Origin of the sequence: Vibrio scophthalmi LMG 19158 (assembly GCF_000222585.1) — a bacterium.
Taxonomy (GTDB): Bacteria; Pseudomonadota; Gammaproteobacteria; order Enterobacterales; family Vibrionaceae; genus Vibrio; species Vibrio scophthalmi.
In genome coordinates, this window is sequence record NZ_AFWE01000023.1 from 25,048 (window position 1) to 43,884 (window position 18,837).

An 18,837-nucleotide genomic window follows, 5' to 3' on the forward strand; every position below is an offset into this window, starting at 1 on the left:
AGCCAGCCATGTATCTATTTATCGTGAAACTAAAATCAAGTAATTGATTTGATAGCAAAAAGCTAATCCCCCTTCCCTAGTTCTCTATGTGACTAGGGAGGGTTTATTAAGCTAATGGTGCTAGCGCTTCAATTACGTAGAAATTAACCACCGAAGTCATCTAGAAGGATGTTTTCATCTTCTACACCTAGATCTTTCAGCATGCCGATAACAGCCGCGTTCATCATAGGTGGACCACACATGTAGTATTCACAATCTTCCGGCGCTTCGTGATCACGTAGGTAGTTCTCGTAAAGAACGTTGTGAATGAAGCCTGTGTAACCATCCCAGTTATCTTCTGGCATAGGATCAGACAGTGCACAGTGCCATACGAAGTTTTCATTCTCAGCCGCTAGGCCATCGAAATCTTCCACGTAGAACATTTCACGCTTAGAACGTGCACCATACCAGTAAGACATCTTACGCTTCGATTTAAGACGAAGAAGTTGGTCAAAGATATGAGAACGCATTGGCGCCATACCTGCACCACCACCGATGAAGACCATTTCATTGTCGGTATCTTTAGCGAAGAACTCACCAAATGGACCTGAAATAGTACACTTATCACCCGCTTTTAGAGACCAAATGTAAGACGACATCACACCTGGTGGCACGTCTGGGTTATTTGGCGGCGGAGTTGCGATACGCACGTTAAGCTTAATGATGCCTTTCTCTTCTGGGTATGAAGCCATAGAGTAAGCACGGATTGAATGCTCTTTAACGATTGATTCGTAACGGAACAAGTTAAACTTATCCCAGTCACCACGATACTCTTCTGGAATATCGTAATCTGCGTATTTCACGTGGTGTGGTTCAGCTTCGATCTGAATGTAGCCACCTGCACGGAATGGAACTTCTTCCCCTTCAGGGATTGCCAGTGCCAATTCTTTGATGAAAGTCGCTTCGTTGTTATTCGAGATAACAGTACATTCCCACTTCTTAACACCAAAAATTTCTTCTGGAAGTTCAATTTCCATATCAGATTTAACCGCTACCTGACAAGCTAGACGCTCACCTTCACGTGCTTCACCTTTAGAAATATGATCCAGTTCAGTTGGTAGAATATCACCACCACCTGCTTTCACTTTTACGCGACACTGACCACAAGAGCCACCGCCACCACACGCTGATGATACGAATATGCCTTTAGCAGCCATCGCACCAAGCAACTTGTCACCTGGAGAAGTCACAAAACTCTTCTCTGGGTCACCATTAACTGAAATAGTAACGTCACCTGTAGGCACTAGCTTAGATTTAGCGAATAGGATCACTAAAACCAAAGCAAGTAGAATAATGGTAAACATCGCTACGCCAAGAATAATGCTTTGCATTTTTTATTCCTTACTTATGGGTGCTTACCCTACAGTTGAACACCGGAGAAAGACATAAAGCCTAACGCCATCAAACCAACAGTGATAAAGGTAATACCAAGACCACGTAAACCTGGAGGCACGTCTGAGTATTTCATCTTCTCACGGATACCAGCAAGAGCAACAATCGCTAACATCCAACCCACACCTGAGCCGAAACCGTATACTACTGATTCCGCAAAGTTATAGTCACGTTGCACCATGAACGATACACCACCGAAGATCGCACAGTTAACTGTGATCAACGGAAGGAAGATACCAAGTGCGTTGTACAAAGGTGGGAAGAATCGATCGAGGATCATTTCTAGAATTTGTACTAGTGCCGCAATAACACCGATAAAGGTAATGAAGTTAAGGAAGCTTAAGTCCACACCTGAAACCAGCGCGTTCTCTTTCAATACATAGGTGTATACCAAGTTATTCATTGGTACCGCGATGGTCAAAACGACCACAACAGCAACACCTAGGCCAAAAGAGGTCTTAACCTTCTTCGATACGGCAAGGAAAGTACACATACCCAAGAAGAAAGACAAAGCCATGTTTTCGAGGAAAATCGATTTAACTAACAGGCTAATGTAATGTTCGATCATGCCCTTACTCCTTCGCTTCTACTTGTGCTGGTTTCAGAATACGGATAGCCCAAATCATGAAACCAATTAGGAAGAATGCAGATGGTGCTAGTAGCATTAGACCGTTAGGCTGATACCAACCACCATTACTCACTAGTGGTAGCACTTCCAAACCAAATAGCTTGCCTGAACCTAGTAGCTCACGGAAAAACGCAACCGTGATAAGCACGAAACCGTAACCAAGACCATTACCGATACCATCAATGAAAGATGGTAGTGGCGCTGATTTCATTGCAAACGCTTCAGCACGACCCATAACGATACAGTTAGTGATGATTAAGCTTACAAATACTGATAGCTGTTTAGAAATATCGTAAAGGTACGCTTTCAAAACTTGGTCTACCACGATTACCAAAGATGCGATGATCGCCATCTGAACGATGATACGAACACTGTTTGGCATGTGGTTACGAATAAGCGAAACGAATAAGTTTGAGAAAGCAGTTACAAAAATAACCGCTACTGTCATTACAAATGCCGTTTCTAATTTGGTGGTTACTGCAAGAGCCGAACAAACACCAAGAACTTGTAACGCGATTGGGTTGTTGTCCAATACTGGCGCTAAAAGGCTCTTTTTCATTTCTTTTGCATTAGCCATTAGTTCAGACCTCCATTAGCAACTTTGGTAAGGAACGGACCGAAGCCATCTTGACCCAACCAGAAGTCGAACGTATGTTGAACACCATTTGCTGTTAGCGTCGCACCAGAAAGACCGTCAATCGCATGCTCTGAACCTTCAGGAGCTTGGCCTTTAACAATCTTAATTGCTGGGTTGTGGTCTGCATCAAACAGTTTCTTACCAACAAACAGTGCACGCCATGCTGGGTTTTCAACTTCACCACCAAGTCCCGGAGTTTCCGCTTGGTCGTAGTAAGTAACACCTGCAATCGTATTGCCATCAGTTTCAACGGCAACAAACGCGTACATCATTGACCATAGACCGGTACCATGAACTGGAATGATAACTTTAGAGATACCATTCTCGCCTTTCACTAGATAAACAATACCTACGTCAGCACGACGAAGGATCTTTGCTTTATCTTGCTCAGCCGTTAGCTTCACAGATTCCGTTGGGTTTTTAGCCGCTTTACGTTGATCGTAATTCGCTGCTGTAGAGCCATCTTTTGCTGTCTCTACGAAATCACCCGTTTTAAAGTCTACAAGGCGTGGTTCGATATTATTTTGGAATTCAGTTTTAATATCTGCGTTTGCAGTATTAATACCCGCTACTTCCAAAATTTTTGTCTGCTTATCAAGAACCGCATTTTCTTGCTGTTTTGAACGCAGGCCAACCGCCGCTGTTGATACGATGATTGAGCACACTAAGCTCAATGCGATAACAACAAACAGCGTCTTTTTAATGCTATCGTTATTACTTGCCATAGCGTGCTAGTCTCCGCTTAATGTTCTTCTCAATAACCATGTGGTCGAATAGAGGTGCAAACAAGTTCGCGAATAGAATCGCCAGCATCATACCTTCTGGATACGCTGGGTTTGCTACACGAATCATTACACACATCGCACCGATCAAGATGCCGTACCACCATTTACCACGGTTGGTAAATGAAGCCGATACAGGATCTGTTGCCATGAAGAACATACCAAACGCAAAACCACCTAGAACTAGGTGCCAATGTGCTGGCATTGCAAACATAGGGTTAGTGTCAGAACCGATGATGTTAAATAGCGTCGCTACAACGATCATACCCACCATCGTACCTGCGATAATGCGCCAAGAGGCGATTCGCATGTAAACGATCATGGCCGCACCGATCATAAGCGCTAGCGTTGATACTTCACCAATTGAACCAGGGATATTACCGATGAACGCGTCCATCCAAGTAATCGGGTTACCTGTTACTGTATTGATTAGAGCGCCAGAGCCACCGTGAGCCCATTGGCTCAGAGCCGTTGCACCAGAGAAACCGTCAGCCGCTGTCCAAACTGCATCACCAGAAATTTGCGCTGGGTATGCAAAGAACAAGAATGCACGGCCTGCTAATGCAGGGTTCAAGAAGTTACGACCTGTACCACCAAAGATTTCTTTCGCAACCACAACACCGAAGGTAATACCTAGTGCTGCTTGCCATAGAGGTAGAGTTGGTGGAACGATAAGTGCAAACAAGATAGAAGTAACAAAGAAACCTTCGTTAACTTCGTGCTTACGCACCATACAGAAAAGCACTTCCCAGAAACCACCGACAAGGAACACTGTCGCGTAGATTGGTAGGAAGTAGGTCGCGCCAAGTAGCATCTTACTGCCAACACCCGCTTCTGCACTCATGGTGCCGCCAAGCATTTCGGTTAGCCAGTAGTGCCAGTTACCTGCGATGATGTCAGCAAGTTCTTGGCCAGCATATTGGAAGTTAAGTGCTGCGATAGCTTGGCCACCCGCGTTGTACATACCCCAGAACATTGCTGGGAATACCGCGAACCAAACCATGATCATGATACGTTTTAAATCAACGCTATCACGAACGTGCGAGCTACGTTTTGTTACTGTACCAGGTGTGTAGAAAAGCGTTGCTGTTGCTTCGTAAAGCGCAAACCACTTCTCATGTTTACCACCCGGCTCAAAATGATGCTCGATATCCTCAAGGAATTTTTTAAGCATGGATTACCCTTCCTTTACAATGGTATCTAGGCATTCACGAAGCAGTTGACCGTATTCGTATTTACCTGGACATACAAAGGTACACAATGCTAAATCTTCTTCGTCCAGCTCAAGTGCACCCAACGCTTGCGCGCTGTCCGTATCACCTGCACATAGATCGCGAAGTAGCAATGTTGGTTCCATATCAAGCGGCATTACGCGTTCGTAGTTGCCAATTGGAACCATTGCACGGTCACTACCGTTCGTCGTCGTTGTCATGTTAAACAACTGACCTTTGAAGATATGACCAAGGAAAGATTTGGTTACTGAGAATTTGTTTTTGCCTGGGACAGCCCAACCAAACAACTCTTTCTCACGACCTTCACGCAAAACAGACACTTGCTGATGGTAACGACCAAGGTAAGCATGAGGGCCAGCTGCTTGAGTACCGTTAAGTACTGAGCCAGAAATCACGCGAACTTCGCCAGGCATTAGCTCGTTGTCAGTTAACTCGTCAAGGCTTGCACCTACAACGGTACGAATAAGACGTGGTTTGTTCACGACAGGGCCTGCCAATGAAACAACACGTTCTACATTCAATTCACCGGTTAGGAACAATTGACCAAAAGCAATAACGTCTTGATAGTTGATGCTCCACGCCACGTTCTCTGCATTTACCGGATATAGGAAATGCATGTGAGTGCCGGCAAGACCAGCAGGGTGAGGGCCATCAAAAACGTGCTCTTCGACATTTGACTGTGAACAACGAGGTAAACTTGAGCCAGATTTACAAACGTAAACCTTACCTTCAGTTAGGGCTGAGAGAATTTCAAGACCAGCGATAAATGCTTCTTGTTGTTCATTAATGATCAACTCAGGCTGTGCTGCGAGTGGATTAGTATCCATTGCAGTAACAAAGATAGCCTTAGTAGAAGATTCGATTGCTGGAACCTTGCTAAACGGACGAGTACGTAAAGCTGTCCAAAGACCTGATTCAACTAGTTGAGATTTGATCACTTGACGATCTAAACCTTTTAGTTGAGCAGCTTCAAACTTATCGAAAGTAACTTGCTCTTCACCTGCCACTTCAATCACTACAGATTGAAGGACACGTTTAGCGCCACGGTTAACTTCGATCACTTTACCGCTTGCTGGTGAAGTAAACTTCACGCCAGGGTTCTTCTTGTCTTCAAAAAGAACTTGCGCTTTTTTCACTTCATCGCCTACGCGGACATGCATGGTAGGACGCATGCCAACGTACTCTTCGCCAAGCAAGGCGACTTTTTTGATGGCTTTGCCATCACTAATCACCTGGGCAGGAGTTCCCGCGATAGGAAGATCCAGACCCTTCTTTATTGTAATCATACGCACTTGCACTACTTTTATCGGGAAAAAGATTCTTTAAATTGCGTAACTTTTAGACACGACATCAGTGTCCGGTTTCGGCGTATATTTTCGCCAAAATCGCAACATCCTAGTAATAATTTCTTCACATATAATACGTGAGATTTATCAGGTGCGATAGTCTATCATCATTTCCGAATCTGATGCCATGACCAATCAGAGGTATAGCAGTAATAAATGCTAGGAATTGAGTTTAAAAGGCCAAAGAATAATCATAATTTTGACCCATCGCACATCGATATATTGTTGTCAGCATAAATATTATTATTGATAGTTAACATAATGAAACGATTATTTTTATTTTGTTTCATTCTGACTTATGTTTCCACAATGTTAATAAGGATAATGATTAATCTAAAAAAGCAGCCCACGGCTGCCTCATAAATTACTTGTCGCCACCTAAGCACATTGGGCTATCTGGTGCACGCTGCAAATCAAGCCATTCGCTCGGCGTATAAGTATGAATCGCTAAGGCATGAATATGATTCGCCAGCTCATCGGCTAAGGTTTGATTAATGATACGGTGCCTTGCGATCAAGCGCAGCCCTTCAAATTGTTCACTGACGACGATCACCTTAAAGTGGCTTTCAGAGCCGGGCGCAACATTATGCATGTAGCTTTCATTAATGACATCAAGGTGTTTCGGTGAGAGTTGTTGGTGGAGTTTGGTTTGGATGACTTCTTCTAACATAGTGCTTCACCACTTCCTATTAACAGTATGACTAATTATTATCACTGCATCATAGTCATATGATACGTAAATCAAAAGGTTTTAGTTTTCACTTTGCTCGTCATCTGCGACAATTTCTTTTAATCAAAAAACACAAAGCGTTCCATTTATGAAAACTGATCTTTCTCTTTATGATCGTACATTAACTCTCTTTCGTTATCCAAAACGTAATAACGAAACATTACAGGCATGGGACGCTGGTGATGAATACCTAATTCAACATATCGAAGAGATGGCGCTCTCTGCCGGGCAAAAAATTGTCGTGCTCAATGACAGTTTTGGCGCGCTCAGTTGTTGGTTAGCAGATAAACATCATGTCACCATGCTAAGTGACTCTTTTATAGCACAGCAAGCCACACGTAATAATCTAACCGACAATCACTGCAATCCAGTCGTGCTAGCGTCTAGCCTTGAAAGCATCCCTACGGATGTCGATTTGGTGATCATGCAAATCCCACGCAACAATCGCTACTTAACTTGGCAACTAGCACAATTGCGTAAAACCTTACCAAGTCATATCCCCGTGATTGCCGTCAATAAAGCCAAAGAGATCCACTCTTCGACCTTAAAATTGTTTGAAAAATATCTTGGTGAGACAAAAACGTCACTTGCGTGGAAAAAACACCGCTTAGTGTTCAGTTTTGCTAATAGTCCTCAACCTATCGACGTTGAGCCGTTTACGACTTGGGCGGTTGATGAACACAATATTACGCTGAAAAATCTCGCCAATGTGTATTCCGGCGAGAGCTTGGATCAAGGCGCGCGTTTCATGCTGCAAAATTTACCCGCAGATGACACCTATAAGCATGCGATTGATTTAGGCTGTGGCAACGGTATTTTGTCAATTAAATTGGCACAACTGAACCCAAGCCTTGAGATTACCTGTATCGATGAGAGCTTTATGGCGGTCGCATCTGCTGAGCAAAATCTACTCGATAACGTTGGCCAATCTGAGCGTTTCCACTGCATGGCGAACAACTGCTTAGATGGTATCAAAGCCGCTGGTTATGACCTTGTAGTCTGTAACCCACCGTTCCACCAGCAACAAGCCGTGACCGACCATATCGCTTGGCAGATGTTCTGTGATGCACAGCATGTTCTCAGCACTGGTGGGCAATTATTAGTTATCGGTAACCGTCACCTCGGATACGATGTGAAGTTAAAACGACTGTTTGGTAAGTCCAACGTCTCTGTCGTTGCAGTAAATAAGAAATTTGTGATTTTACAAGCGACTAAGTAGTCCACTATTATCGCTCAAGATTTTAGCTTCTGTGCAAAAAAATAGAAAAGGAAATGACAATGAGAAAACTGGTTCTCGCCGCGTCTATGGCATTACTACTCACCGCTTGTTCTGCCCCTCAACAAGAGCAACTTAACTTTGCCCCTCGTGCAGAATTGAGTAATAGCAACATTGTTAATGGCAGTACATTCTCACTAACCAGTAAAGATGTACGCTCAGCACAGTATGTCGCGCTTGTTGACAGTGGCCGTTCAAATATTGAACCACTTCATTCAAAACAGAATGTACGTATCACCTTAGAAAATGCCCTATTAGAACAGTTTCAATCTCAAGGTTTCCGCACTTCAGTCAACAGTGACAACTCTATCGTACTGCAAGTACAAGAGATGCTGGTGTCTGTGAAGCATTCTGTGATGGAAAATGAGATGGACGCGAAACTCGTTATCGAACTGACCGCTGAAACACCAAAAGGAAAACTGGTTAAACTCTACACCGCAACGGCAAACCGTAATGGTGCATTGAGCGCTTCTAACGAAGAAATTGAACTGGTATTAAACGATGTTGCTAACCTAGCACTACGTGAAATTGCAAATGACCGTGAACTGCAAAGCTACATGCAGGAGCGTTTCTAATGTGGAAATACGCCCTGGCGTGTTTTGCGCTGGTTTCAAACCTTGCTTTTGCAGGGCCTAAAGTTGAAATGGAAACCAATCTAGGTTCAATCGTTATCGAGCTTAATAGCCAGCAGGCACCAGTTTCTGTTGCGAATTTCCTTAAGTATGTAAAAGATGGCAGCTATGTTGGTACACAATTTCACCGTGTCATTCCAGGCTTTATGGCTCAGGGCGGTGGCTTTGATACTGATATGAATCGTGCTGACACTTATGCACCAATTAAGAATGAAGCAAACAATGGTTTACCAAACAATGTAGCAACGATTGCCATGGCTCGTACTAACGATCCTAATTCTGCTACTCGTCAATTCTTCATCAACTTAGCGGATAATGATTTCCTTAATGCCAGCTCTCGCCCACCCGGCTACGCTGTTTTTGGTGAAGTCGTCCAAGGCTTTGATGTTGTACAAGAAATGGCAAGAAAACCAACACACTCTGTTGGTCGTTACCGCGATGTTCCTGTAGAAGCGATCGTGATAAAAAAAGTCACGCTTCTCGACTAATACAGTTAGGCTCTCACTCTCAATGAGAGCCTTTTCTTTTCTCTCTTCGTTTCTAATATGAATCACGCTTTTTCAAGGATTCGTTATGGCTAACGCTTCAATGTCATGGTCAGACACCGTTCGTAGTTACCTAGATAAACGCCTACTTTGGGTATTTATGCTCGGCTGTTCGAGCGGTTTTCCATGGGTACTGATCGGCTCTAATATGTCAGGCTGGTTAAAAGACGCGGGCCTAACGCGTACCGCTATCGGCTATTTTGGTAGTGTATTTGCGGTTTATGCAATTAACTTCCTTTGGGCTCCCTTAGTGGATCGCGTCAAACTGCCATTGCTGCGATCTCTAGGGCAACGACGCAGTTGGATATTCTTATGCCAAAGTGTCGTGCTCATCTGTACGCTGATGATTGCTGGTGTTGACCCTGCAAAAAACTTAATGCTGACTTCAATGTTGGCACTCTGCATTGCTATCGCATCCTCAACCCAAGATATCGCCATTGATGCTTATCGCATTGATACCTTCCCTAAATCCCAATCAGAGAAGTTACCTCAAGCCTCCGCGATGGCGGTTATTGGTTGGTGGACAGGTTATTCACTACCGGGCTATTTAGCCTTTATTAACGCAGATAGCATCGGCTGGAATGGTGTTTTTTACGGCATGGCGGTGATCGTCGGCTTATTGATGTTATTTACCTTGTTGGTTGGAGAGCCTGTAACCAAACGCGATGCGCTACAGGCCAAGGCCGAAGCTCGTCATAACAAGGTCGTTGGCAATCCAGTAGTGGCTTGGCTTACAGTGACGGTTCTAGAGCCGTTTATCGATTTCTTTAAACGTAATGGCTTTCGTGTTGCTCTGACACTGCTGTTATTTGTTTTTCTATTTAAGATTGGTGAGGCGTTTCTTGGCCGCATGTCGATAGCCTTTTACAAGGACATCGGGTTCAGCAATGAGCAAATTGGCTACTATTCCAAACTAATTGGTTGGGGCTTAACCATGCTATTCACCTTGATTGGCAGTATGGTCAATGTGAAGTTTGGTATTGTACGAGGCTTAATGATTGGTGGTATTGCGATGGCAGCCAGTAATCTAATGTTTGCATGGATTGCAAAAGTAGGCCCAAGTGAGTCACTCTTTCTTGCCACCTTGGTGGTCGATAACTTTACCTCGGCGTTCTCTACCGTTGCCTTTGTCTCCTTCTTAACCGTGGTGACAGGACAAGCCTTTTCAGCAACTCAATATGCGCTATTAGCCTCGTTAGGCAACTTTGGCCGCACCACTTTAGCCTCTTTTAGTGGTGAACTCGTCGATTATCTCAATGATTGGTCGATGTTCTTTATCATTACCGCGTTAATGGTGATCCCTAGCCTTATCATGCTGTATACCATGCGTGACTACTTTAATGACATGTTAGATAAAGCGCGCTTACGTGACCAAGAAGATATTGATTCAACACAGCAGAAATAGAAAAAGGGTCGCATCAGCGACCCTTTTATTTCACAGACAACATCGAGATACGCTTATTCACTATGGATACAAACCTTTGCCAAAGCGATTAAAAATACGCGCAACACCTTGAGTAAACAGCATCGGTTCAGTTAAGAAGGTTAAGCACAGACAGTCTTCACCTTCCTTGGTAAAAGGACTGTGTTTAATACTTGAATCTTTAAGTAAGTAGTCACCCGCGTAATACTCGCCTTCTTCATCGCTGAAAGAGCCATGCAATACCAGTGTTGATTCAAAACCTTTGTGCGTGTGTTGCGGTATATTCACGCCAGCGGTGATGTAGAGTAAATTAACTCTAGCGCCTTCCATTAAATTGATTGGCGCGCTAAACACTTTGCCACCGTAACTCTTCCACTCACCAATATCATCACTAAAACGACTGAGCGTAAGCGGCAGGGAGAATTGGCGTCCATTAACCTCAACGATCCTTGGTTTACGAGCAATACGTATTGGTTCATCGCAAGGCTCAAGGGCGACAATGCGGTCAAATATCACGCTCATATCAAAGGATTCCTCAACCTCCATCGTCTCGAGTTCAAGGCCCGCTTGTTCTTCAATCTTAGCGACATGTTGCTGACATTGTGGGCAAGATTCAATATGGGTGGCTAAAGCGAAGCCATCGACCGGTGTTAACTCGCTATACACATAAGCTTGCAACATCTCATATTTGGGGTGATAACTCATAACTGCTCCGCCTCTATGGTGTTTCTTAATTTCTCGACTGCCAATCTCAAGCGGGATTTCACCGTCCCCAAAGGTATATCAAACATCTCTGCCACTTGCTGGTGAGGTCGATCTTCGAGATACACGGCTTGCACGACTTTTCTTTGTGCTTCGGGCAATAAATCTAAGAATTTGAGAACCTGTTTTTTCAACATCTCATGTTCCGGAGAATAATGTTCTATCAGATCTGGCGGGATAAAATCGGTTGGCCAAATGTCATCAGCGAGAACGTGAGCATCACGGCCTTTTTGCTTGCGTAATAAATCGAAGCATAAATTCCTTGCGATGGTATAGACCCATGTCGACAAAGAGCTTTTACTACCATCGAACAATGCCGCTTTCTGCCATACCGTTGCGAGCGCCTCCTGCACTAACTCGATGGCCACTTGTTCGTTTCCCATGTGTTTGAAGGCGAACTGCTTGAGGCGAGGTGAAAAATGATAAAACACCAAAGCATAGGCGTGCTTGTCCCGTTGCTTTATCTTGTCCATGCACGCGGTCCAATCAGCCCGCGTGTAGGTGTTGGTGTCAGGTAAACTCATTCCAACTTCCTTGAGGTGTTTAATTTTAACTGTATACGTCGCCATTTAAAAAGCGATCACTCTTTATCAATCGTCACCGATAAATAATCCATCGCCTGCTGACAATCATTTTGATCGGTTAAAAAATCAAAATGGTGCAGTTCAACCGGTATTAACTCGAGCCAACGCTGAGTCACCCAAGATGCGTCGTCAAAGTAACACTGCGGATACAAAGCACTTATTTGAGGAAAGCGTGTGTAAACTCGCTTCAATTGTTGAGCAAGATACTGCTTATCATCACTGAGATGTTGAATTTCCCAGCTGGGTAACCACTCCACCTGAGCAAACCGCAAGCCATCAAAATCAACACGAATCCGCCCTAATGCGAATCGCTTCAGACCAACTACTGTAATTCCGAGCAACCCGTCATCAAGCGTTTCAAAATCCACTATCTTTACAAGGCAGCCCGTGTGGGAGAGCGTACCACGAGGGTTTTCTTCACTGCGTTCGAACAGACAGATCCCAAAGGTACCATCATGCTTACTGGCTTCAGCGACCAATCGCTTGTACCTCGGTTCAAATATTCTTAAACGCATTTTACCTTCGGGTAGAACCACAGTTCCGAGAGGAAAAAGCATAACTTCGGTCATCAATAAATCCTAAAAGAACCCTTTGGAGGAGTTATACGCAAAGGAAACTCAATTCGATCATTTACCTTTACTGTTGGTTAATCGATGCACAACAAACTTTACGCAAGCGCTTGCGTAAACGATACCTCATACAATTTAGTTGCAACTTAATGAAACTAAGTTTGTTTGTAATTACTTTGTCAATAAACGTGATCAAGATCGCCTGTTTTATAAGTTTTTACATCAAATAGCACTTTTTTTTAAGATGTAGATCGCTATTATTCCCACCAACAAGTGAAAGCAGATTAGATTGTGCAACCACTTACACATGTAAAATTAACAATCACAACCTCCTGAGAGACTTCTTTATGCGTAAAACACTTTTAGCTCTTGGCGTTGTTGCTGCGACAACAGCGGCAATCCCTGCTCAAGCAGAATATCTATACGGTTTTGGTGGTATGTATCTTGACTATCAAGTTTGGAATCAAGGTATCGGTAACGATGTTGATAACTTCGGTGGCGATATTTCTGAGCGTAACCAAGCTGTCATTGGTATTGAAGGTGGCGCAGGTTTCACTTGGGGTCAAATCTACGGCTTCTACGATTATGAAGGAGTCGATCGTGCAGGTGATGATCGTGGTGCATCGGCAAAAGGTACTATTCACTATAATCTGACTGATTCAGGCATCAGCCTTTACGCCCAAGTGTATAATACTGACGCAGATAAAAGCGCTCTTCATGAGCAAAATCGCGTTCTTGGCCTTGGCTACACAGGCCTGAAAGGCGATGGCTGGGCATTTACACCATTCATTGGTGCTCATCAGATCAACAGTGGTGATATCACTGGTAACAACGGCGGTATGGCTGGCTGGGTTGGTTTCTACAACACAGATATAGCGGGCCAAAACTTCACCTTCTCTACTTGGGGTGAGTACGAGTTTGCACGTAATGATGCATACTCTCGCTTACAAAGCACAACGGCAGGTTCAGATGAAAATCCAGAAAGCTGGGGTCTAAACGGCTCGATCAACGCACTTTGGAACATCAACCAAAACTGGTCAACCGGTGTTCTTTACCGCTACACAGTCAACAAGCTTGCGCGTAAAGACTATCAAGACCTAATTATCTACCGTCTGCAGTACAACTTCTAATTCTGCTCAAACAGACACGAAAGGCACCCTCAGGTGCCTTTTTTATTTGCTTTCCTTGAGGAGGCCATTATCCTTTTGCCATTAATCTAAATCGGTCCTTCTCATGAATTTTGCCATTGTTGGCCCAGGGGCAATTGGCTCTCTTTGGGCGAGCTACCTAACCCAAGCAGGGCATCACGTTTGCCTATGGAGTCGCAGTGACTCTTCACATATTTCAATCCAACGTGATGAATATGAAGCCATTCAATTGATCAATAACGATCCCGCGCAGCTTGCGCAGGCCGATGTCGTTCTTATCACGCTAAAAGCGCCACAAGTTAACGATGTACTAGCGTCTATTGCCGCTCACATTCATCCCGATGCAATCCTATTATTGATGCACAATGGCATGGGTACAGCGCAAGTAACTCAGCAACGTTTTCCGCATAACCCTCTATTGCTTGCCACTACAACACACGGTGCGTACCGCCCTTCCAACCATCAAGTGCACCATACCGGCCAAGGTCAAACCTTGCTGGGTGCTGCCAATGCGCGTGGGACGCAATGTGAGTTTTTGGTTGAAGTACTTAATCACGCCCTTCCACAAGTGCTCTGGCATCGTAAGATTGAACAAGCACTATGGAATAAGTTAGCGATTAATTGCGCCATAAACCCATTAACCGCTTTACATCAAGTTCGTAATGGCGAATTGGCACAAGCTAAATACCGTCAGCAATTGGATCAAATTTCCACTGAAGTCGCTCAAGTGATGTTGGCTGAAGGTTTAGACGTCGATAGTGACGCATTACGCCAAAGCATCAATCATGTCATCAATGCAACGGCGAATAACTACTCCTCAATGCAGCAAGACATTGCTCATCGGAGACAAAGCGAGATAGACTTTATCACCGGTCACCTGATTCAAACCGCGCAAATCCATGCGATTGATGTTTCTCTCAATGAACAGTTGTACCATGCCATCAAACAGATAGAGCAGAATTGGTAATCCTATGAGTAAAAAAGTACTAGTCCCAATCGCCACTGGCAGTGAAGAAATGGAAGCCATCACCATTATCGATATTATGGTGCGCGCAGGTTACGAAGTCGTGGTGGCAAGTGCAGATTTTTGTGGTCAATTGACGATGAAAGCCTCGCGCGGCGTCACGCTAACCGCTGATTGTCGCTTGGTTGATATTGCGGATGACGAATTTGACGCGGTGATCCTGCCTGGTGGCGTGGGCGGTAGCGAAGTGTTTCGTGATAGTACCGTGCTGGTTGAAATCATCCGTCAACAAATGTACGAAGGCAAGCTGGTCGCAGCCATCTGTGCCGCTCCAGCCTTAGTATTGGCCCATCACCAGCTCTATCCGCAAGCCTTAATGACTTGTCATCCAAGTTTTCAAAGCCATATCGCTGCAAAAAATTGGCGCGTAAAACGTGTCACCTATGACGTCACACATAATCTGTTAACCAGCCAAGGCCCTGGTAGTGCTTTGGAATTTGCGATGGAAATCGTCATTCAACTTTCCGGTAAAGCGCACGCCTGGTCAATCGCAGAACCGATGGTGACCATGCCTGTACTGCATTACCATGAACTGGGTGAAAACTAATGTTGGATATCAAGGCAATTCGAGTGCAGTTTCCCGCGCTTGCTCAGAGGGTGAACCAACAACCATTGGTTTATCTAGACAGTGCTGCAACGACACAAAAACCACAAGTGGTGATCGATGCAATCAGTCGCTACTACAGTCATCAAAATGCCAATGTTCATCGTGGGAGCCACAGTTTAACGGCTCAAGCCACCAGCCAATTTGAAGCGGCCCGCCATTGCGTCGCCAACTTCATTCATGCGGCAAGCGAAAAAGAGATCATCTGGACTCGCGGAGCCACGGAAGCTCTCAATCTAATCGCTCAAACTTACGCGCGTAATACTCTCCAAGCGGGAGATGAAATTCTAATTGGTGAAATGGAGCATCACGCCAATATCGTGCCATGGCAGATTGTGGCTGAGCAAACTGGCGCAACCGTAGTGAAAATAGCGATGAACTCAAGGTGTCAACTGGATGTTGATACTTTTGAGCGCGCATTGAGCAGTAAAACAAAGATTGTGGCACTCGCGCATACCACGAATGTTACCGGCAGTCGCCAACCTATCGAGTCGATGATTGAGCTTGCTCATCAACATGGTGCCGTTGTGGTTATTGATGCCGCTCAGGGCATTGTCCATGAAGAGATCAATGTACAATCTTTAGATGCTGACTTCGTGGTTTTCTCCGGTCACAAAATTTTTGCTCCTGCTGGCATTGGCGTGTTGTATGGTAAATTAGCACTACTCGAAGCGATGCCTCCTTGGCATGGCGGCGGCAAGATGGTTGAGAAGGTCTCATTTTCCGGTACGACCTACAGTCAACTTCCAGGTAAATTTGAAGCCGGCACCCCAAACGTCGCAGGAGCCATCGCGCTTGCAACCGCGATAGAATGGTATGGCCAATTTAGTCGAGAAGAGGTGGAGCAGCACATTCATGCATTAGTCGATAAGGTCTACCAGCGACTTTGCCAACATGCCGATGTTCGCGTGATTGGCTACCAAAGCAATGCGTCGGTGTTGTCTTTTGTTGTTGATGGCGTGCATCATCAAGACGTTGCAACACTGCTCGATCAACAAGGCATTGCAGTTCGTGCAGGCCATCACTGTGCGCACCCATTAATGGATGCTCTGGGCATTGCGGGGACGGTGCGAATCTCTTTTGCCATCTACAATGACCAAGATGATGCAGAGCGACTTATCACCGCGATAGAGAAAGCACTCGACATGCTCTAGCACTCATTTTTAAATGATTCTGACTAATTTTCAGATAAAAAAAGAGCCTCTGTTGAGGCTCTTTTTTTTAACTCTTGCTGATTGAGATTAGCGTGGGCAAATCTCTGACTCAGGAAAGAAGAACGCAATTTCACGCGCAGCAGATTCAGGGCTATCTGAACCATGTACTGAGTTATGACGCATGCTCAATGCGTAATCAGCACGAATGGTGCCACATGCCGCTTCTTCAGGGTTGGTTTTACCCATCAAGTCGCGGTAACGAGTGATCGCTTCTTCACCTTCCAGCACTTGAACCATTACCGGGCCCGAGGTCATGAATGCTTTCAAATCATTGAAAAATTCTTTGCCTTCATGCTCTGCATAAAAGCCACTCGCTTGTTCGTCATTAAGATGAACCATCTTTGCTGCAACAATGCTTAAACCTGCTTTTTCAAAGCGACTGTAAATTTCACCAATCAAGTTACGCTTTACCGCGTCAGGCTTTACTATGGAAAACGTTCTTTCTAGAGCCATATGATTTCCTTCTACTTCTCTTCTAATTTTCATTACGCAGTCTAAACGCTGCTCATATTGATCGTGTGTTTATTGAACCAAAATGCGAGCCAAAGAGCGCACACCCACACCGGTTGCACCCGCGCCCCATTTGTCTGACGGAGCTTTACGGTAAGTCGCCGCACAATCAAAATGCAACCAACCTTTTTTGTAATCCTCAACAAAGTAAGAGAGGAATGCTGCTGCCGTGCTCGCACCTGGAGAGTAATCACCACTACAGATGTTGGATAGGTCAGCAAAGTTTGAAGGCAACATTGAACGGTGGAACTCAGCAAGAGGTAAAGGCCACAATCCTTCTTGCTCTTCGCGTGCACAAGTCAGCGCTTGATGAGAAAGTGCTTCATCAAAACTCATTAGCGCATGATAGTCGTTACCTAGTGCATTTTTCGCTGCGCCAGTTAAGGTTGCACAGTCGATAATCAGCTCAGGGTTTTGCTCACTGGCATAAATCAAACCATCAGCCAGCACCAAACGGCCTTCGGCATCAGTATTCATGATTTCAACGGTTTTACCATTCTTATAAGTGATGATATCGCCGAGTTTAAGTGCGCGACCTGAAATCATATTTTCCGCGCAGCATAGGATCAGTTTTACACGCTTGTTAAGACCACGCATGATTGCAAGACCTAGACCACCCGTAATCGTACCTGCACCACCCATGTCCGATTTCATTGCCGTCATAAAGTTTGACGGCTTTAGGCTGTAACCACCAGAGTCAAAAGTGATGCCTTTACCGACGAGACACGCATAAACGGGCGCGTTTTCATCTCCAGTCGGGTTGTAATCAAGTTGCAGCATTGCAGATGTGCGCTCAGAACCGCGTCCAACCGCATAAATGCCTTCCCATCCTTCAGTAAGTAAATCCTTATCTTTAACGATACGAACCGTTACTGTGCCTTCTGGCGCAACAGATTTAATAAACTCAGCAGCCATGGTAGCGAGTTGACGAGGCGCGACTTCTTCAGCGGATTTATTGATTATATCGCAAGTAAAAGCGGTCGCTTGAATGCGAGCTTCTAACTCTACTTGGTGCGCCTCTTCCAGAGGCTGCCAAGTGACATTGGTGTTTTTCTTTGGTTCACGAAAACCTTGGAAAAAGGCCCAAATGGTTTCTACATCCCAACCTTGACCATCGAGCGCAGTATCAGTGATACCTTGTGAGACGATTTTACGTGCCGCTCTTTGAATTGCATCAAGATCATAGCCTTCAGCAAGATGAACCGTTGCGCCTTGCTCAGTGAAAGAAACAAGTGCTTTGTTACCCCAATGTGCCGCAGCTTCAGTTTGGCTTAAATATACCGACATCTGTGTAGACATGGTTTCTCCTTGTCTTAATTATGGCGTTGACTACGCCTTTTGCTCTATACCGAAGTCCCCTCGCCTTTGCATAATAAGGCAGACTTTGGTATCGAGTTCGATGTTAGCATTATGTCACGCAAAAATGTCATTTGGATAAAAAAACGGGCCATAAGGCCCGTTTTTTTTAATACTTTTTGACGGTGCGTAACATCACGCTTTAATCCGCTTCATCCATCCAGCATAAAATGACCGCTTCAAGAATTTTTTCATTCGAATGATTTGGCTCATCATCAAAATCATCCAACTCTAAAATCCACTGATGCAAGTCGGTAAAACGCACTGTTTTAGGATCAGTCTCTGGAAACTTATCACAAAGCTCAATCGCGATATCACGTGAATCGGTCCATTTCATTCGTCATCTTCCTTAAAGTCAGTATAGTTAACACTCACCTGAGCCTTGTTTATCACAATGTTGTTCA

General features: G+C 44.7%; 21 protein-coding genes. 8 read left to right on the forward strand and 13 right to left on the reverse strand.

Annotation, left to right across the window (positions count from 1 at the left end; genetic code table 11):
* Positions 1-143 precede the first annotated feature (143 nt).
* The 7 genes from nqrF to RH88_RS00890 form a co-directional block, all read right to left on the reverse strand.
* A complete protein-coding gene (gene nqrF, locus RH88_RS00860; protein WP_005592797.1) occupies positions 144-1,370 on the reverse strand; it encodes an NADH:ubiquinone reductase (Na(+)-transporting) subunit F in 1,227 nt (408 codons plus the stop codon).
* Positions 1,371-1,399: 29 nt separating this feature from the next.
* Positions 1,400-1,996: an NADH:ubiquinone reductase (Na(+)-transporting) subunit E gene (gene nqrE, locus RH88_RS00865; RefSeq protein WP_038219715.1), complete on the reverse strand. Its 597-nt coding sequence runs from the start codon at positions 1,994-1,996 to the stop codon at positions 1,400-1,402.
* A gap of 7 nt (positions 1,997-2,003) precedes the next feature.
* Positions 2,004-2,636: an NADH:ubiquinone reductase (Na(+)-transporting) subunit D gene (locus RH88_RS00870; protein WP_005592801.1), complete on the reverse strand. Its 633-nt coding sequence runs from the start codon at positions 2,634-2,636 to the stop codon at positions 2,004-2,006.
* Entirely contained in the window at positions 2,636-3,421 is a 786-nt protein-coding gene (locus RH88_RS00875; protein WP_005592802.1) for a Na(+)-translocating NADH-quinone reductase subunit C, read from the reverse strand. The genes RH88_RS00870 and RH88_RS00875 overlap by 1 nt, the downstream gene beginning before the upstream one ends.
* Positions 3,411-4,652, reverse strand: a complete 1,242-nt coding sequence (locus RH88_RS23155) for an NADH:ubiquinone reductase (Na(+)-transporting) subunit B (RefSeq protein ID WP_005592805.1) — start codon at positions 4,650-4,652, stop codon at positions 3,411-3,413. The genes RH88_RS00875 and RH88_RS23155 overlap by 11 nt, the downstream gene beginning before the upstream one ends.
* Before the next feature lie 3 nt (positions 4,653-4,655).
* Positions 4,656-5,996: a Na(+)-translocating NADH-quinone reductase subunit A gene (locus RH88_RS23160; RefSeq protein WP_005592807.1), complete on the reverse strand. Its 1,341-nt coding sequence runs from the start codon at positions 5,994-5,996 to the stop codon at positions 4,656-4,658.
* 424 nt (positions 5,997-6,420) lie between these two features.
* Complete coding sequence (locus tag RH88_RS00890; protein ID WP_005592808.1) at positions 6,421-6,726, reverse strand: BolA family protein; 306 nt, start codon at positions 6,724-6,726, stop codon at positions 6,421-6,423.
* 148 nt (positions 6,727-6,874) lie between these two features.
* On the opposite strand from RH88_RS00890, the gene RH88_RS00895 reads away from it, so the two are divergent.
* The 4 genes from RH88_RS00895 (at position 6,875) to RH88_RS00910 (ending at position 10,644) form a co-directional block, all read left to right on the forward strand.
* The gene (locus RH88_RS00895) at positions 6,875-8,005 is read left to right on the forward strand and encodes a methyltransferase (RefSeq protein WP_005592810.1); all 1,131 of its coding nucleotides are present in this window, start codon (positions 6,875-6,877) and stop codon (positions 8,003-8,005) included.
* Positions 8,006-8,064: 59 nt separating this feature from the next.
* Positions 8,065-8,637, forward strand: coding sequence for a YajG family lipoprotein (locus RH88_RS00900; RefSeq protein ID WP_005592811.1), 573 nt, complete (start codon positions 8,065-8,067; stop codon positions 8,635-8,637).
* Complete coding sequence (locus RH88_RS00905) at positions 8,637-9,182, forward strand: peptidylprolyl isomerase (RefSeq protein WP_005592812.1); 546 nt, start codon at positions 8,637-8,639, stop codon at positions 9,180-9,182. Before RH88_RS00900 ends, RH88_RS00905 begins: the two co-directional genes overlap by 1 nt.
* An 85-nt stretch (positions 9,183-9,267) precedes the next feature.
* Positions 9,268-10,644, forward strand: a complete 1,377-nt coding sequence (locus RH88_RS00910; protein ID WP_005592813.1) for an AmpG family muropeptide MFS transporter — start codon at positions 9,268-9,270, stop codon at positions 10,642-10,644.
* A gap of 60 nt (positions 10,645-10,704) precedes the next feature.
* Here the strand turns inward: RH88_RS00910 and RH88_RS00915 are convergent, their stop codons facing one another.
* Genes RH88_RS00915 through RH88_RS00925 form a run of 3 tightly spaced genes read right to left on the reverse strand, consistent with a single transcriptional unit; the run spans position 10,705 to position 12,577 of the window.
* Entirely contained in the window at positions 10,705-11,367 is a 663-nt protein-coding gene (locus tag RH88_RS00915) for a ChrR family anti-sigma-E factor (protein ID WP_005592814.1), read from the reverse strand.
* Complete coding sequence (locus RH88_RS00920) at positions 11,364-11,948, reverse strand: sigma-70 family RNA polymerase sigma factor (RefSeq protein ID WP_040757787.1); 585 nt, start codon at positions 11,946-11,948, stop codon at positions 11,364-11,366. The genes RH88_RS00915 and RH88_RS00920 overlap by 4 nt, the downstream gene beginning before the upstream one ends.
* A 56-nt stretch (positions 11,949-12,004) precedes the next feature.
* On the reverse strand, positions 12,005-12,577 hold the full coding sequence (locus tag RH88_RS00925) for an LON peptidase substrate-binding domain-containing protein (RefSeq protein WP_005592816.1): 573 nt from the start codon (positions 12,575-12,577) through the stop codon (positions 12,005-12,007).
* A 347-nt stretch (positions 12,578-12,924) separates the two neighbouring features.
* Between RH88_RS00925 and RH88_RS00930 the strand changes: the two genes are divergently transcribed.
* The 4 genes from RH88_RS00930 to csdA all read left to right on the forward strand — a co-directional run bounded on the left by RH88_RS00930 (position 12,925) and on the right by csdA (position 16,507).
* Positions 12,925-13,707: an outer membrane protein OmpK gene (locus tag RH88_RS00930; protein ID WP_005592817.1), complete on the forward strand. Its 783-nt coding sequence runs from the start codon at positions 12,925-12,927 to the stop codon at positions 13,705-13,707.
* A gap of 103 nt (positions 13,708-13,810) precedes the next feature.
* Positions 13,811-14,692, forward strand: coding sequence for a 2-dehydropantoate 2-reductase (gene panE, locus RH88_RS00935; protein ID WP_005592818.1), 882 nt, complete (start codon positions 13,811-13,813; stop codon positions 14,690-14,692).
* 4 nt (positions 14,693-14,696) lie between these two features.
* Positions 14,697-15,296 (forward strand): DJ-1 family glyoxalase III, encoded by a 600-nt coding sequence (locus tag RH88_RS00940; protein WP_005592820.1) that lies wholly within the window; start codon positions 14,697-14,699, stop codon positions 15,294-15,296.
* Entirely contained in the window at positions 15,296-16,507 is a 1,212-nt protein-coding gene (gene csdA, locus RH88_RS00945; RefSeq protein ID WP_005592821.1) for a cysteine desulfurase CsdA, read from the forward strand. The genes RH88_RS00940 and csdA overlap by 1 nt, the downstream gene beginning before the upstream one ends.
* Positions 16,508-16,594: 87 nt before the next feature.
* Here the strand turns inward: csdA and ndk are convergent, their stop codons facing one another.
* From ndk to iscX, 3 genes are all read right to left on the reverse strand, one after another.
* Positions 16,595-17,020: a nucleoside-diphosphate kinase gene (ndk, locus tag RH88_RS00950; protein ID WP_005592822.1), complete on the reverse strand. Its 426-nt coding sequence runs from the start codon at positions 17,018-17,020 to the stop codon at positions 16,595-16,597.
* Between the two features lie 69 nt (positions 17,021-17,089).
* Positions 17,090-18,376, reverse strand: coding sequence for an aminopeptidase PepB (pepB, locus tag RH88_RS00955; RefSeq protein ID WP_005592823.1), 1,287 nt, complete (start codon positions 18,374-18,376; stop codon positions 17,090-17,092).
* A 199-nt stretch (positions 18,377-18,575) separates the two neighbouring features.
* Positions 18,576-18,770 carry a Fe-S cluster assembly protein IscX gene (gene iscX, locus RH88_RS00960; RefSeq protein ID WP_005592824.1) on the reverse strand — a complete coding sequence of 65 codons (195 nt, stop codon included), beginning with the start codon at positions 18,768-18,770 and terminating at the stop codon, positions 18,576-18,578.
* Between the last annotated feature and the right edge of the window lie 67 nt (positions 18,771-18,837).